The sequence below is a fragment of the Marinomonas sp. G8-14 genome (assembly GCF_055808935.1).
Genome location: NZ_CM147891.1, coordinates 1,087,339 through 1,102,058, shown reverse-complemented (window position 1 = coordinate 1,102,058; position 14,720 = coordinate 1,087,339). Strand labels below are relative to the sequence as shown.

The 14,720-nt window shown below is 42.9% G+C and carries 14 protein-coding genes and 1 pseudogene; 5 read left to right on the top strand and 10 right to left on the bottom strand.

What is annotated here, in order from left to right:
- Positions 1-61 precede the first annotated feature (61 nt).
- From AC0L6V_RS05560 to yciH, 4 genes are all read right to left on the bottom strand, one after another.
- Positions 62-1,960, bottom strand: a complete 1,899-nt coding sequence (locus AC0L6V_RS05560) for an alkaline phosphatase D family protein (RefSeq protein WP_265221114.1) — start codon at positions 1,958-1,960, stop codon at positions 62-64.
- Between the two features lie 59 nt (positions 1,961-2,019).
- Positions 2,020-2,430 carry an acyl-CoA thioesterase gene (locus AC0L6V_RS05555; RefSeq protein ID WP_265221115.1) on the bottom strand — a complete coding sequence of 137 codons (411 nt, stop codon included), beginning with the start codon at positions 2,428-2,430 and terminating at the stop codon, positions 2,020-2,022.
- A gap of 19 nt (positions 2,431-2,449) precedes the next feature.
- Complete coding sequence (locus AC0L6V_RS05550; RefSeq protein WP_418138829.1) at positions 2,450-3,487, bottom strand: diguanylate cyclase domain-containing protein; 1,038 nt, start codon at positions 3,485-3,487, stop codon at positions 2,450-2,452.
- Positions 3,488-3,634: 147 nt separating this feature from the next.
- Positions 3,635-3,979, bottom strand: a complete 345-nt coding sequence (yciH, locus tag AC0L6V_RS05545) for a stress response translation initiation inhibitor YciH (protein ID WP_265221118.1) — start codon at positions 3,977-3,979, stop codon at positions 3,635-3,637.
- A gap of 137 nt (positions 3,980-4,116) precedes the next feature.
- Here yciH and AC0L6V_RS05540 point away from each other — a divergent pair, with 137 nt between their 5' ends.
- Positions 4,117-4,671, top strand: coding sequence for a GNAT family N-acetyltransferase (locus AC0L6V_RS05540; protein WP_265221119.1), 555 nt, complete (start codon positions 4,117-4,119; stop codon positions 4,669-4,671).
- Here AC0L6V_RS05540 and AC0L6V_RS05535 read toward each other — a convergent pair.
- The 3 genes from AC0L6V_RS05535 to AC0L6V_RS05525 are packed head-to-tail and all read right to left on the bottom strand — an operon-like array spanning position 4,634 to position 6,993.
- The gene (locus AC0L6V_RS05535; RefSeq protein ID WP_265221120.1) at positions 4,634-5,416 is read right to left on the bottom strand and encodes a pseudouridine synthase; all 783 of its coding nucleotides are present in this window, start codon (positions 5,414-5,416) and stop codon (positions 4,634-4,636) included. The two genes, AC0L6V_RS05540 and AC0L6V_RS05535, sit on opposite strands and share 38 nt — an antisense overlap.
- Entirely contained in the window at positions 5,413-6,357 is a 945-nt protein-coding gene (locus tag AC0L6V_RS05530) for a D-2-hydroxyacid dehydrogenase (protein WP_409419499.1), read from the bottom strand. The genes AC0L6V_RS05535 and AC0L6V_RS05530 overlap by 4 nt, the downstream gene beginning before the upstream one ends.
- On the bottom strand, positions 6,358-6,993 hold the full coding sequence (locus tag AC0L6V_RS05525; protein ID WP_265221122.1) for an arylesterase: 636 nt from the start codon (positions 6,991-6,993) through the stop codon (positions 6,358-6,360). It lies immediately after the preceding gene.
- 25 nt (positions 6,994-7,018) lie between these two features.
- On the opposite strand from AC0L6V_RS05525, the gene AC0L6V_RS05520 reads away from it, so the two are divergent.
- The 4 genes and pseudogenes from AC0L6V_RS05520 (at position 7,019) to AC0L6V_RS05505 (ending at position 12,543) form a co-directional block, all read left to right on the top strand.
- Complete coding sequence (locus AC0L6V_RS05520; protein ID WP_265221123.1) at positions 7,019-7,702, top strand: ABC transporter ATP-binding protein; 684 nt, start codon at positions 7,019-7,021, stop codon at positions 7,700-7,702.
- Positions 7,699-10,158, top strand: coding sequence for an ABC transporter permease (locus tag AC0L6V_RS05515; RefSeq protein WP_418138828.1), 2,460 nt, complete (start codon positions 7,699-7,701; stop codon positions 10,156-10,158). Before AC0L6V_RS05520 ends, AC0L6V_RS05515 begins: the two co-directional genes overlap by 4 nt.
- Positions 10,159-10,241: 83 nt before the next feature.
- Positions 10,242-11,054: pseudogene (locus AC0L6V_RS05510) on the top strand (3'-5' exonuclease); the annotation flags it as partial.
- Between the two features lie 538 nt (positions 11,055-11,592).
- On the top strand, positions 11,593-12,543 hold the full coding sequence (locus tag AC0L6V_RS05505; protein ID WP_418138827.1) for a DNA polymerase domain-containing protein: 951 nt from the start codon (positions 11,593-11,595) through the stop codon (positions 12,541-12,543).
- Between the two features lie 109 nt (positions 12,544-12,652).
- Here AC0L6V_RS05505 and AC0L6V_RS05500 read toward each other — a convergent pair whose 3' ends face one another.
- The 3 genes from AC0L6V_RS05500 to AC0L6V_RS05490 are packed head-to-tail and all read right to left on the bottom strand — an operon-like array spanning position 12,653 to position 14,609.
- Positions 12,653-12,760 carry a hypothetical protein gene (locus tag AC0L6V_RS05500; RefSeq protein ID WP_265221127.1) on the bottom strand — a complete coding sequence of 36 codons (108 nt, stop codon included), beginning with the start codon at positions 12,758-12,760 and terminating at the stop codon, positions 12,653-12,655.
- Entirely contained in the window at positions 12,748-13,428 is a 681-nt protein-coding gene (locus tag AC0L6V_RS05495) for a TatD family hydrolase (RefSeq protein WP_265221129.1), read from the bottom strand. Before AC0L6V_RS05495 ends, AC0L6V_RS05500 begins: the two co-directional genes overlap by 13 nt.
- Positions 13,425-14,609, bottom strand: coding sequence for an EAL and HDOD domain-containing protein (locus AC0L6V_RS05490; RefSeq protein ID WP_265221131.1), 1,185 nt, complete (start codon positions 14,607-14,609; stop codon positions 13,425-13,427). The genes AC0L6V_RS05495 and AC0L6V_RS05490 overlap by 4 nt, the downstream gene beginning before the upstream one ends.
- Positions 14,610-14,720: the final 111 nt, after the last annotated feature.

Below are 14,720 nucleotides of genomic sequence, written 5' to 3'. Positions count from 1 at the left end.
TAGAAATCAGTAAAAGGTTTATAGAGATTTTCCATAACAATACAAAGTGCCTTTCTCTCTCTTATTCCCAAGTTGCGTCTTCTTCTGAGAGGATAAATTTAATGTCTCTTCCATCCGAGCACAGTTGTATAACCGCCTGAGGTGATCCATCGGAATGAAATCTGACTAAACTGACTCCGGAAGCGTTGAGTAAGCGTTCACCGTGGTCTGCTGTTTCAGGTTTGTGTGGGATAACTTTCATGCGGCGTCGTCTAGTAAACCAGTTTAGTGGGGATTTAGGGGAATATAGCCAGCGGTTTGTGCGGTCAAAGATGTCTAATAATCGTTTGGGAAATTCGTTTTTGATGCCGCTACTGGTAATCTGCCATAGATCTGGCCCTCTGTTGCTGCCACGTAATTGAATGTCATACACAAAAGAGTAATGTACATCGCCAGATAAAATCACAAAGTGCTTTGGGGTTTTCTTATGTCTAAACATATTCATTAGGGTATGCGCAGAACCTCGGTGTGCCATCCAATTTTCGGCATCAACCATCAGAGGATGACCAAACCAAGTAAATAGACGCTGAATGGTTTCAATCAGTTTCACGCCAAAAATGGGGGCGGGCGAGACCATAATAACGGCGCCTAAACCTTTAAGCTGTTGCTGAAGGTCTGTTAGCGCCTCCCAATCCATTAAGCCTGAAGGGCTTTCTAGTGATCTTTCTGAGCGCCAACGCTGAGTACGAGTATCAAGAACGACCAAAGGTGGCGTTGTTTGCCATGTGTAATTCCATTGTGAAAAACCAAACAATGTTCGTAAAAAATCATCGTGTTCTTCACCTCCAGGTCTTGCTAGAACATGCTGGACCTCATTGATGAGTTGAGGAGAGAAGTGTTCTGGACAATTTCCCCATCCTTGGCAAATTAAATATCCAAACAACGCGTTACCAATAATGCGGGCGGAAAACGGGTGATTGTAAGCTGTTTGCTCCCAAGCCGCAGTTAGATTCCAATCATCGGTTATGTCATGGTCGTCAAAGATCATGGCCACAGGAAGATGGGCGAGGGCACGACGTACTTTTGGCAAACCTTCTACAAAGTTTTGCAGTATGGCTTGCCGTTGTAAATAATCTGTTTTCTGCTTCTCGGTCAAACCAGAGGGCATTCCCCAGCCATTTTTCTCAAGTAATGACTCCCAGCCTGCAGGAGACCAGACAAGAACGTACATGGCTAATACTTCCCCTAGGGAAATAAGATGATTTTGGGCAGTATCTGTCGTAAATACTGGCTTACGAACACCGCCAAACACTTGCGCCAACATGCCTCGGTTGGCTTCATTTGCCGGTAAAAGCGTTTCCCTTGCGTAATAGTAGGCATTATCTTGATGCAGCGCTTGAGAATTATCTATTTCCACGCAAGGCAGTGATTCATTAGGCATGTTAAAACTAGGAACAAGCTGATGGATTGCCCATAACATAGGAGCGGCGACATCATCGCAATAGATTTGATCTCCACTCATCATAAGTAAACTTGGCCATTCAAGCGGCGGTGTGTTTTCGAGTAGTTCATCAACTCTCAATAAACCGTCTTTGCTTGGATGATGTGGTTTACGACAAGAACCATGTAGTAAGTTGTTTATCTTTGGCTGTAACACAAAAAAAGGTAATGCATGACCAGGATAAACCAAATTCTTTGCCCAGTGGGTCCAGTCCAGTCCGTTAAGACGAAGATCGTAATGAATGATCGTGTTCGTAGGTAGAGTATGCTCTAGCTTAATATCCAGTAAATGGACGTATAGATTATCACCTGCTTTGAGCTGACTATGAAAGTCCGCTACTTGTGTTTGTTGTAATGCTAGAATCTGTTCCTGATTTTGCAGCAATTCGAGAGAAGCGCTAACAGGGGTGTTGGTTATTAACCAAAATGTCAGTCGCTCTGTTGTCATTCTTCGAAGTATTGGGCCTGCTAATACCTGCATGCGTTTCCTTGTATTGTTGATTGTGCTGCAACTGGATGATGCTTAAAAATGACAATATGTTAATGAGCAAGTAAAAGATCAGCTTGTTCAAACACTATTGGGCGACCTGCTTGTGTGGTAGAAGTAACAGTCATTTTTGCGTTTAGCATCAGCTGATCATCTTGGCTTCTAAAAACCTGTTGATGAAAGGCGAGCTTTAATTTTGTTTCTCTTTCAACACGAGTTTCAATGTAAAACACGTCGCCACTTTTCAACGAACGCTTATACTCAAGTTCCGCTTTTATCAATACCAGATGGATGCCTTGCTTTGTAATTTCAGCAAAATCCAAGCCTTTTTCTTTAATGAACAGATGCCTAGCATGCTCTAAGTAATTTTGATAGACGGCATTGTTTACAATACCTTGCATGTCACACTCATAGTCGCGTACTTCAAAGTGGGAAAGGCCTATTTTTTCCAATTTATCTATCATTCAACTACCTTAAACATTGTCATTTTTTATTCGTGGTGAGCAATTTGATTTTTGCCAGAGTGTTTTGCGTACAATAAATAGTGTTGGGACTTCGCTCTACCAATTCAGTTGGACTTTCATCACCAAATAAAGTTGCCACACCAATCGATATGCTCACAGGGCGAAGCAGCATCTTGGTATTTTTATAACGTATTTTTTGAGCGGCTACTTCCTGTCGCAAGGATTCAGCTAACTGAGTGGCCATGCTTAGCTCTGTTTCGTTAAGCAATATGGCAAAACGGCCGCCATTTAAGCGTGCAAGAAAGCTCTGTTCTGGCAAAGATGAGAGCAAAAGTTTGGCAATGTATCGAATTAAAGACGTGCCGACTTTATTGCCATATTCTTGGTTAATGCCACCAAGATCATCAATATCAATCAGTAGTAGGGTTAGATCATCTTCAGCATGGGGAAGCATAGAAAATAAGGCGCGTTCAAAGCCTTTTTCATTTGCCAGCAATGTCAGAGCATCGAGTTCACCGTTTTTCTTGACGTGAGATAGCTCAGATCTTAGTGAAGCAAGCTCTTCTTGTACCGCCTGTAGCGATTGGCTAAAGTGCTCTATGGCTTGATTTGCTTTAAAAGCGCCTTGCTCAAGTACAAGAGCAAGGCGCTCCAGTTGTTTGGGGTCGTCCAGATTGGTCAGCGCTTTTTTTGAGCGTTTGAGCGTGTTGCTCAATTTTTGCAGTTCGTTTGATACCTGTGTTGTGTCTGTTTCTAAATTCGTTGTTAGATTTTTTAGCGCCGTTCCTTGACGATCTGCCTGCTGAAATTCTTCAGGCAATAAATATTCATGAAAAAGCTCTCTTGAAACAAACGCAGGCAAACCGCCAAATCGGCGTAGAGTGCGATCGACGACTTGATTAAGTTTGGGATTTCGATTGGACGCATATTCATACCAAATCCCATAATTATAAGGGGTTGGGGGAATATCCAATTTTACCATAAGCGGAATAGCTGATCGCATTAGCTGATTCGCTTGCTTTATATTGTGTTGGAACATCGGAACCTCTGCTGCCATTTATCACCCAAAGACGTCCCATTTCGTTGGTGGTAATTTATATTGAAAGCTCGGCCACATCACGGCTTCGATTTTATAACCTACTCAGGGTTACTTTACGCTGTAAACACTAGAAAACATAGTAACTCGGATGCTTTTCTAGATCCATTAACCTCCCGTAAATTTACTTGAAAATCCTTCTTTTTCAAGAAGCTCTTTCACTTTTTGACGATTGTCTCCTTGAATTTCTATGCGCCCCTCTTTTACTGCTCCACCGGTACCACATTGAGTTTTTAATTTTTTCCCTAATGCCTTCAATGCATCTTCTGTCAAAGGAAGTCCTGAGACAATAGTCACTCCTTTGCCTTTTCTACCTTTAGTTTCTAAGGCAATCAAAACCTTGCCATTACCAACTATAGCTTCGTTTTTACAATGACAGTCAGAAACAGGACGTTCGCAGCTAGGACACAAGCGCCCTTGATCGGTTGAATAAACTAAATTGCTGTTTTTCATTAACTTTAGAGCCTTTCTCTTTCATGGAATGAAAATATTTTATCATTTCAATCTAGATATAAAATGTATTATTCCGCTTTTTATTAATAATTACGCTAAGCTTAAAACAGCGCCAATAATAAGGTGTCCATGCGGATATGAAAAAAATACTGACTATTCGTCAAGGAACGGAAGCAGACTTACGAAATATTATGCTTTTCGAGTTTCGAAATAGAGCTTGGTTTGCTCGTTTTCTACCTTATCAAATGCTGTGCCGACAAACAGAGGCTTACTTTAAGCCATTGCTCAGCAGCACGCTCAATGGTGTTCAGTATCTTGTGTGCCTACCTAATAATGTCCTCATTGGGCGCTTTAGTGTGCAATTTCTAGACAGTAAAAAACACTGTATTGAAATTTCCTATCGTATTGCCAAGCATTTTACCAATAGAGGTATTGCGACATATGCCCTGAAGCATTTACTGCTTATTTGGGCTAGCCATGGAATAAGAGAAGTATATGCACGGGTATCAGACCATAATAAAGCGTCAATTAAAGTGCTTCTTGCTTGCGGATTCGAATTTCTTGAAGTTCAAACAGACGCCATAAACCTTGCCTCAAAGATTCACGATAGTCTGGTTTTTCGTTGGGATGCTGAGGAGTTTACGCATGGTTTACCTATACTTGATAAGGCAACAGTCTATTCAGAACATTAAGAATTTCAGCACTCAATTCAGCCTTTATTGTTATTATTTGGTTGGTTATTGGATGAGAAAACTGAAGGCTTGACGCGTGCAGCATGAGTCTAAAATCTTCCGGCCAAATGTCTTTTGTCACTTTATTGATATGACGACACCCATAACATGAGTCGCCAACAAGTGGATGCAGTTGATGTTTAAAATGTCGACGTATTTGATGCTTTCGCCCTTGTTTAGGTGTGACCTCAATCCAGCTTAAGCGCATGGCGTCGTATCGACTAACGGGAATTGGGAGTTGATACTGCACAAGGCATTTGAAGTGTGTTTCTGCGTCTTTTTCCGTGCCTTCTATTTTAAAACGTGAGCGTCCCTTTTGTTCGTTAAGTTTTGCCAGAGGGTAATGAATAACCCCCACTTCATCGCAAAAGCCTCTTACCAAGCAATGATAGGTTTTCTGAGTCTCTGAAGCCGAAAACTGCGCGGAAAGTCGTCGCGCCACCTCGGGGGTAAATGCCATCACTAATACCCCAGATGTCCCCCGATCCAAACGATGAACAGGGAACACCCATTGCCCAGTTTGATCTCTCAAACGTTGAACAACGGCATCTTCCTCGTCCTTAGCTAAATTGGTGCGGTGTACTAGCAAGCCCGAAGGCTTGTTAACAGCAACGATATGGTCGTCTTTAAATAAAATGCTTAGGGGCTCAGGCTCGACGTTTTGGCTCGTTAAAATACTGTTAACAGTTGCATCTACAATGCTCATCTATGCTCCGATTTATCGACAAAAGACGCTATTTTATCCATTGCCATGTTGACCAAGGTTTGCATGGCCTCATTGCTGGCCCAAGCTATATGAGGGGTGAGTAAAAAGTTGGGGGATTTCGTAAGGGCCTGAAGGGGATGATCTATTGGCATGGGCTCTTGTGTGGCAACGTCGAACGCCGCCCCTGAAATCTGACCGTGTTCTAAGGCATGTTTTAATGCGTACTCGTCAACAATGCCACCGCGACTGATATTGAGCAACAAGCACTCTGGTTTCATTAAAGCGAATTCGCTGCTTCCAATAAGGTTTTTACTTTCTGCCGTAAGTGGACAATTCACGCTGATAACGTCCGCACTTTTTAAAGCGCTTTCAAATTCAACATACCCGTCTCGAATAATGGTAGCGCCTTTGCGTTCCGCAAACAGGATCCTCATACCAAAAGCCGAAGCGATGGTCGCGACTTTCTTGCCTAAAGTTCCTGCACCAATAATTACCATGGTCGAGCCTGACAAATCTTTAATAGGATAGTCGAGAAAACAAAAATACTCGGAATCAGCCCATTTACCTGCTTTTACATCGTCCAGATACGCGACTAAGTTTCTTCTTAGTGCCAGTAGCATAGCGAAAGTATGTTCAGGCACGCTGATTGTGGAATAATCCGCTACGTTTTGCACGGCGATATTGCTTTGTGCACACGCCTCTAAATCTACATTATTCATGCCTGTCGCCATGACCTGAACCAAGCGTAAGTTAGAAGCTTGGTGAAGGGCATCACGCTTCAGTACCACTTTATTGGTTAGTACAATGTCAGCGTCTTTAATGCGCTCTGCTACTTTTTCTGTAGCAGTATTTTCATATTCAACCAGCGTCTTGATGCAAGCTGGTAAGGTAATGGACACATGACTTGGAAAAGATCCTCTGTCTAAAAATACCGCTTTCATTTACTTTTCCTTATTTTTGTCTAAGAGTGGTTGTAAATATGGCAGAATGTTTTGCAGTACAATGGGTTGGCCTTCTTTATTAGGATGTAGGCCATCGCTCTGCATTAAATTTTTGTTTAATGCGACATCTTTGAGCATAAAAGGTAAGTAGGCAAGCTCGTATTTATTTGCTATGTCTTTGTACATGTTGAAAAACATTTGTGTGTAGCGTTGGCCATAATTTTGTGGAATTTGGTTGCCAACTAGTAAAACAACAGCATTAGCTTGTTGAGCTTGCTCAATCATTTTTTCTAAATTTAATGTGGTCTGATCAAGCGGGTAACCACGTAAAGCATCATTGGCACCAAGCTCTAATACTACCCAGCTTGGTTTGTGGGTGGTTAAGAGAGCGCTAAATCGAGACAAACCACCTTGCGTTGTTTCACCGCTGACACTGGCATTGACTACTTTTATATCAGGATGGGATTGAGAAAGTTGATTTTCAAGTAAACTAACCCAGCCATCTTGTTGTCGTAAGTTATAAGCTGCGCTAAGGCTGTCACCCATAACAAGCAAAGTAGAAGCCGACGCGAATGAACTAATAAACAACAGAGCTGTGATTGTGAGCAGTTTTCTGAGTTGTCTTTTAAAAAACATATGAACCCTTCTAGAGTGAATAACTATGGCTAGCAATACGGCGATTAAAGTATCTAATTTAACCCACACAGTGACGTCAAATACAGGAGATTTAACCATATTGAAAGGAATTAATATGGAAATTAAGGAAAGTGAGTCGGTCGCCATTGTGGGGGCATCTGGATCAGGAAAGTCTACCTTGTTGGGTTTGCTAGCGGGACTTGATGTTAATACGTCAGGTGAGGTGTTTCTTTATGAGCAAGCGTTTTCCGGTCAATCAGAAGAGCGCAGGGCGCTAATCCGTGGTGAATACGTCGGTTTCGTCTTTCAATCTTTTCACCTGTTACCAAGTTTGCAAGCACTTGAAAATGTCATGCTTCCAGCGGAACTCAAAGGTGACAAAGAGGCCCGCAAGAAAGCGGAGGTTTTACTGGACAAGGTGGGGTTGTCACACCGATTGACCCATTACCCTAATCAGCTTTCTGGCGGCGAGCAACAGCGTGTGGCTATTGCTCGTGCTTTTGCTTCCAACCCTAAAATACTCTTCGCTGATGAACCAACAGGGAATTTGGATGAAGAAAACGGTAAGCTCATTATCAAGCTGTTGTTTGAACTCAACCAATCACAAGGTACTACCTTGGTGATGGTGACTCATGATAATGAACTTGCCAAAATGTGTGATCGTCAATTAGTGATGTCTGCAGGTCAGCTAACGGAAAAATCCCTATGAGTTTTACTTTTCGTCTAATGTTAAGAGACCTTCGCAGTGGAGATCTTCTCACGCTGTTACTGGCGTTGGTTATTTCAGTGAGCACAGTCACCTCGATTGGGTTGTTTATCGATCGCCTGCAATTATCTTTTGAACAAGAATCGGCCAATTTATTGGCAGCGGACCGTTTGGTGCGCTCAGATGATGAGCTACCAGATGAGTGGAAAGTAAAAGCAGAGGCGTTATCGCTACGCTATGCGGAGCGAACCTCTTTTACGACCATGATGTTTGCTGATAACTCGCTTCAGCTTTCCCAACTAAGTGCTGTGACAGAAGGCTACCCACTAAAAGGCGCTTACCTTGTTGATGACACTTTGTTTGGATCAGGGCAACCTTCGACTGAGTCACCCCAACCGGGCGAGATTTGGGTTTCTTCACGTCTTGCCAGTCTGTTAAATGTTCAGATTGGCAATCAAGTTGACGTTGGTGATGCCACTTTCACCGTCACAAAATATTTAGTACGCGATCCTGGCTCTAGCACATCGGCCTTTGCGATCTCTCCGCGTGCGGTCATGAACATGGCGGATCTTGCCTCTACAAACGTGATTATTCCTGGTAGTCGTGTGCGCTATTCTCTGTTATTGGCTGGTGAGCGTACTGCGCTTAGTGAATATGAAGACTGGATTACACCGCGATTAAGCGACGGTCAACGTTGGCAGACCCCAACGCAGCGCGGTGAGCGTATTGGTGATACCATTGGCCGAGCTGAGTCGTTTTTACTGTTAGCAGGAACGCTGGCTGTTATCATGTCTGGTGTGGCTATGGCGCTTGCCTCGGCTCGATTTGTAAAACGCCATTTGATGCAAGTCGCTATTTTAAAAACCCTTGGTGCCACGCCTAAATTATTAGGTAAAGTGTTTTTTCAGCAGCTCTTTACGCTTTTTCTAGCCGGTGCGCTGATTGGCCTAGGAATTGGTTGGGCAATACAAGAACTCATCGCTTCGATTCTTTCCGGTTTAATGTCTACCGCCTTACCAGAACCTTCTGTTTCTCGTTTGTGGCTTGGGGCTGCGACTGGCGCCATCTCGATGCTGGTGTTTTGTTTACCACTTATGTCCCATTTAATAAAGATTTCGCCCTTGTCGGTATTGCAGCCAAATGCCAAGGTTGAGCTAAATACGGTATTTATTTACGTAATTGGTTTTATGGGTATGTACGGATTAATGTGCCTATACACCAATGGTTTTCTATTGCCAAGCATTATGACAGTCGCGATCTCAGCGATTGCGTTGTTTGTTGCTGGTGTTGGTTGGATGGCATTTAAATTAGGCCGCTCGCTAACATCGGGGGCAACAAGTGGCTGGCAAATTGGGTTGGCGTCTTTGTATCGACGATTGGTCCCGAATTTATTTCAGCTGTTGGTGTTCACGCTTATTATTATGCTCACCTTGATTTTGATCGGTGTGAAATCTAATTTGATTGCAGACTGGCAACAACAGCTGCCAGAAGACGCACCAAACCATTATCTTTTCAATGTTCAAGCTGAACAAATTGAGTCCATCAATGACGCGACCGACGCGTTAAACGTACCGCGATCAGATTGGTATCCTATGGTCCGTGGTCGAGTTATCGAAGCCAATGGCGAGTCAGTCGAAGCGCTTTATCCAGAAGAAAGAGGAGAGCCTGAGCTGTACGAACGAGAGCTAAACCTTACTTGGTCGGACAGTATAGGAAAAGGCAATGAACTGGTGGCAGGAGATTTTTCGGCCAATGGGCTGTCAGTGGAACAAAAAGCGGCTCAAGAAGCCAAGCTTTCATTAGGTGATGAACTTACTATTAATATAGGGGGCAATATTATCACCTTGCCGATTACGTCGATACGCACAGTAGATTGGGGGTCGATGCAACCTAACTTTTATCTGATGTTGCCGAAGAGTGCATTGGAAGATTATCCTGCCAACTTTGTTAGCAGTTTATTTATCGATGAAAAGACAGCACAACCATTCTATAAGGCGATGTCACAGTTCCCAACCGTGTCCATTTTGAACGTTGGTGACATTCTTAAGCAGATTCAGAGCATTATTGGTCAGTTGTCAAAAGCCATTCAACTTGTGTTGTTTTGCATTTTGAGTGCAGGTGCTCTGGTGCTGCTCGCAAGTGTACGGTCGACGCTAGAAGAAAGGTTGGAAGAAGGGGCCTTATTACGAGTGTTAGGAGCAAAAAGTGCCTTGGTCAGACAGGCTCTTTTAGTAGAATTTGGTGCGCTTGGCTTCTTTGCGGGTCTTATTGCCGCGCTTGGTGCTGAAGCGTGTTTGTTTGGTTTGCAAGTCTTTGTGTTTAACTCACAAGCCAGTGTTCATCCATTACTGTGGGTATTGGGCTCTGTCATTGGTGTGTGCGTTATTGCAACCATTGGTGTATTTGCCAGTCGGACTGTGCTAAAAGTGCCTCCCATGCTGTTATTGCGTGGGTTGTAATGACAAGGCTTTGTGACATGGCAACGGATTTGCCATGTCACAAAGCGGTCTCTGGTACTTTTTCATAGAGTAGACGGGTTGCTATGTTTGTAGAAAAAATGGGCTATATTGTCAGCCGTCAAACGCGTGATGTTGACGGCTACATTGAAATGAGTCTCTTCATAAAAACACCTCAAGGAACCGTTAAAGTTCTTCCTGACCGACAACTGAGTGTGTTTTTTACCAATGCACCGCTTACTAGTTTGCCACAGGACGTGGTGGGTGTTCAGTGTACTGAATCACATTACCGATCCTTTGATAACGAACCCGTTGTATTGGTGCAAAGTCATAGCCTGACGCTCCACCAGCAAATGCTAAACTTCATTAAGCAAAAGGGTTATGCGGTTTTTGAAGAAGATATCAAAGCGCATAATCGTTATTTAATGGAGCGTAATATCCGAGGCGCTGTTCGCTTTATTGGTGTTCCAGATGCAAGCGAGCAGGTCTTTCGTCAAGCCCGTGTTATTCCGAGTAATTGGCAGCCCGAATGGAAGGTTTGGTCACTCGATATCGAGACCTCTGTGTCGAGCAATACCTTGTTGTCTATCGGCATTACCGCTAAAGATCAGCGGGTAGCGTTTGTGGTGACTGAACAATCGCCTTCCTCCTCGCTGATTCAGCGCTTCTCTGATGAAAAAAGTTTGTTGTTGGCTTTTATTCGTTTCGTAAAAAAACATTCTCCTGACATTTTTATTGGCTGGAATTTGATTGGCTTTGATTTGCAGTTTATCGATCAACGTTGTCAGGCATTAGGCATTCGTCCAGCATTTGGGGTGAATGGCGAGAGCTGGAGTATTCGTTCGTCTGATAATCAGGGAAAATATTTTGCAAGTATTCCTGGACGAGTTGCCTTAGACGGCATTACTTTATTAAAAGTTGGAGGGTATCATTTTGAATCATACAGTCTGAATCATGTGAGCCAAGAAATCCTAGCAGACGGTAAGTTGCTTCATGGCAGTGAACGTTGGCAAGAAATCGAGCGACTTCACAAAGAAGATTTAGACGCTTTTGTTGCCTATAATCTGCAAGACTGCGATCTGGTTATGCGAATTTTTGAAAAACTAAAACTTATTGAATTGCAACAAACACGGGTTGATTTAACGGGGATTCCGCTTGAACAGACCGGAGGTTCTGTGGCCGCGTTCGAAAATTTGTATTTGCCAAGATTGCATTCTGCGGGTTGGGTCGCTCCAGCGTGGAGTAATGATGAGTTCGTTGCCAGCCCGGTGGTTTTGTTATGTCTTCGATTCCAGGCCTCTATAAGAATGTATTGGTATTCGATTTCAAAAGCTTGTACCCCAGTATTATTCGGACCTTTCATGTGGATCCTCTGGCACGGATCATGGCTCAGGTTATGCCGGTTTCAGTTGAGGTGAAATCCCCCCCAAGCACCGCTTGTTCACTGGGACTCTTGTTCCTGGGTACTTGGGCGCACACTTTCATCGCCAGCACGCTATTTTGCCAGCACTGGTTGGTGAGCTTGCTCAGGCAAGAGAAGTGGCGAAAAAATCGGCCAATAGTATTTTAAGTTACGCTATCAAAATCATTATGAATTCATTTTATGGTGTGCTGGGATCAAATGTTTGCCGTTTTTATCATGCTGAATTGGCGAGTTCGATCACCATGCGAGGCCATGAATTACTTGCTAAAACCCAAGCTTGGATGGAAGAACGAGGAGCCAAAGTCATTTATGGAGATACAGATTCTTTGTTTGTCACCTTGGATGATACTGATGAAAATCCTTACCACCAAGGAAATCAGCTGTGCACGCAAATCAACGCTTGTTTATCACAATGGTGTCAAGACTATGCGCAGTTAGATTCTCACTTAGAATTGGAATTTGAACGTGTTTACGAACGTTTTTTTATGCCAACGATTAGAGGTCAAGAGGAGGGCAGTAAAAAGCGTTATGCTGGTAAATCAGGCGGGGAGCTGGTGTTTAAAGGTCTAGAGGCGGCTCGTACCGATTGGACACCATTGGCAAGGCAGTTCCAGCGTACCTTGTTTGAGAAAATCTTCAATGATGAAAACCCGATTGCTTACATCCAAGAAACCATTGAGAAACTGAGGTCTGGTGAGTATGACGAACAATTGGTGTACAGCAAACAACTCAGCCGCCCATTGTCTTCCTACACCAAAAATAAGCCACCCCATGTCAGAGCGGCCGCCATGATAGATCAAAAAAGAGCAGAACAAGGTTTGCCCTTAGAATATAACAAGGGACGAAAACGAGTTTATTATGTCTATCAGCGGTCTGGCGTGGTGCCTTACGAGAGTGATAAGGATTTAGTGGAACTAGATTATGAGCATTACATCGAAAAACAGATCGAGTCCCATTGCCGATAGTATATTACCGTTTTTTAAGACGAATATGGCCTGTTTGCTATCGCAGCAATTTTCCTTACTTTAAATACTTAATGTAATAGAGCTAACCCGATGACATTCTGATGTCAAACTACACGCTAATGCCAAATAGGGTTTCGGTATTCATCGTGGTGGCTTTGATCAATTCGTCTAATGAGATGCCTTTTAATCTGGCAACTTCCTGAGCTACCCAAGGCAAATACTTTGGATGATTTTTTTCGGACGGGGGCGAATATTTCTTGGTAAAAGATAAGGAGCATCCGTTTCTATAAGTAATCGATCTAATGGTATATGAGGAATAGATGCCTGTAAGTCGGCGCCACGACGTTCATCGCATACCCAGCCTGTCACCCCGATATACAGTCCTAATGTTAAGTAGTTGTCTAGCTCTGCTTGACTCCCCGTAAAGCAATGGACCACGGACTTTTGTGCTAGCTCTGGATGCTTACTAAGAGTGGCGATCATTTCTGTGTGGGCATCACGCTCGTGAAGATAAAGTGGCAGTTGATAGTCATAGGCCAATTCAATTTGCTCATTAAATGCATAGCGCTGTTCGTTAGGTGTTGAATAGTTGCGATTGAAATCCAGCCCTGTTTCGCCAATAGCAACGGGTCTAGCGGTTTCAATCAGTGCCGAAAAATGACGTTTACTGTCAGCGTGCCATGTCTTTGCCTGATGAGGATGGCAGCCTAAGGTGTTCCATATATTGCGATGAACCTGACTTAACTCTTGAATTTGTTTGCTCTCAATGAAGTCTGATGCAATACAAATCATGCCTTTTACACCCGCCTGATGCATGTCTAACAGAGTGGTATTTAAGTCATCAAGAAACATTTTGTGGTTAAGGTTAACACCAATGTCTATCATAAATTACCTATTTGTTTGGCATGGTTTAAGCTTTCAATATACAGGTCTTTCATCGTCTGTTGAGAAATGTCCTTGGTTGCAAGGCGATTAAATGGGATTTTTTCCCAGCGTCCTGCTTCATATTCTTCAACAATTTTTAATACCCCACCTAAATTGCCTTTGTATTCTAAGAGCGCCGATTTGATGTGTTGTTCTAACGGCAAATCTTTTAACAACAAAGGCAGTTCTTCATCAAGAAAACTAGGCAAATAGGAAAATAGGCCAACCAAGAATGCCCCCTCTAGTTTTGGAAACAGCGCCGCGGAAAGGTTTTGGCAAAAGCATGCGCGAGAAACAGCCATTGAAAACAAACAATCAGGTTTACCCGATACACTGCTTAGCATAGCGACACCGACCCATTTGATTAAATCTCTAATACCGATGATTTCTATGGCACGTTGGGCATTGGCCACATTAAACTGACTTCTGTAAAGCACCGACTGCGTGAGTTTTATAATACGATAGGTCAATGTCGGGTCTCGTTCGATATAAGTAGCTAAAACACGCGGGGAAGACTCGCTGTTATTAAGGGCTGCGAGAAGATCAATTAAAATCATTTTATGAGCTAAAATTCGCTTACCTTTTATCGGTGTAGTTTTGTGAATGAAATTACCGCTAAAAAGCCCATCAGGTGACGCTTGTCGCAGCTGATCAAATTGCTCGGAATGTTCTATCTCATCCATCCAAATTCTCTTAGAGGATAAGAGAGGATGAGCTATTCTTGCTATTGCCTCTTCAGCTGTCAGTTGGTTTAAACTCAACATGGCATAAGAAAACACATTAAATAAGTCGCCTGATAGAGCATCAGGCTCAGGGTTGATGATACCCAGCTGATAACCTTGTAAACGAAGTTCGCAAAGCATATCGAGATGCTCATCAGTTAATGACTTTGCGCTCAAAAAAATGACCATGTGGATATGCGACTGCAAAGGCAAAACACTTAATTCATCTAAATTACTGTGCAAAAAAATAGTTTTTTGCTGAGTTATTTCGATAAGGTTGACATCAACAAATAAGGAGCTTAAAAAAGAGGTCTGTGGCCTTTCTGTTTCATTACTTGGATGCAATAGATAATACGCTGAGGTTTCTGACAATCGGTTCACCAAAGCTTTACGGCAAAAAAGTATATCAGTGTTCTTCATTAAGGGTCCTTGCTAGAAGAGTGACACAAAAAAATACAGTAAGATTTAGCCTTATAGAATATCATGGTTATAATGGATTAATGCCTTAATTTAAAAATGTTTGGAGTAATA

Excerpts from the sequence above, each read along its gene's own strand:
- AC0L6V_RS05530 (WP_409419499.1), bottom strand. The coding sequence starts at position 6,357 with ATGAAAGCGGTATTTTTAGACAGAGGATCTTTTCCAAGTCATGTGTCC.
- AC0L6V_RS05560 (WP_265221114.1), bottom strand. The coding sequence starts at position 1,960 with ATGCAGGTATTAGCAGGCCCAATACTTCGAAGAATGACAACAGAGCGA.
- AC0L6V_RS05550 (WP_418138829.1), bottom strand. The coding sequence starts at position 3,487 with ATGGCAGCAGAGGTTCCGATGTTCCAACACAATATAAAGCAAGCGAAT.
- yciH (WP_265221118.1), bottom strand. The coding sequence starts at position 3,979 with ATGAAAAACAGCAATTTAGTTTATTCAACCGATCAAGGGCGCTTGTGT.
- AC0L6V_RS05490 (WP_265221131.1), bottom strand. The coding sequence starts at position 14,609 with ATGAAGAACACTGATATACTTTTTTGCCGTAAAGCTTTGGTGAACCGA.
- AC0L6V_RS05520 (WP_265221123.1), top strand. The coding sequence starts at position 7,019 with ATGGCTAGCAATACGGCGATTAAAGTATCTAATTTAACCCACACAGTG.
- AC0L6V_RS05535 (WP_265221120.1), bottom strand. The coding sequence starts at position 5,416 with ATGAGCATTGTAGATGCAACTGTTAACAGTATTTTAACGAGCCAAAAC.
- AC0L6V_RS05495 (WP_265221129.1), bottom strand. The coding sequence starts at position 13,428 with ATGATAGACATTGGTGTTAACCTTAACCACAAAATGTTTCTTGATGAC.
- AC0L6V_RS05540 (WP_265221119.1), top strand. The coding sequence starts at position 4,117 with ATGAAAAAAATACTGACTATTCGTCAAGGAACGGAAGCAGACTTACGA.
- AC0L6V_RS05555 (WP_265221115.1), bottom strand. The coding sequence starts at position 2,430 with ATGATAGATAAATTGGAAAAAATAGGCCTTTCCCACTTTGAAGTACGC.
- AC0L6V_RS05525 (WP_265221122.1), bottom strand. The coding sequence starts at position 6,993 with ATGTTTTTTAAAAGACAACTCAGAAAACTGCTCACAATCACAGCTCTG.
- AC0L6V_RS05515 (WP_418138828.1), top strand. The coding sequence starts at position 7,699 with ATGAGTTTTACTTTTCGTCTAATGTTAAGAGACCTTCGCAGTGGAGAT.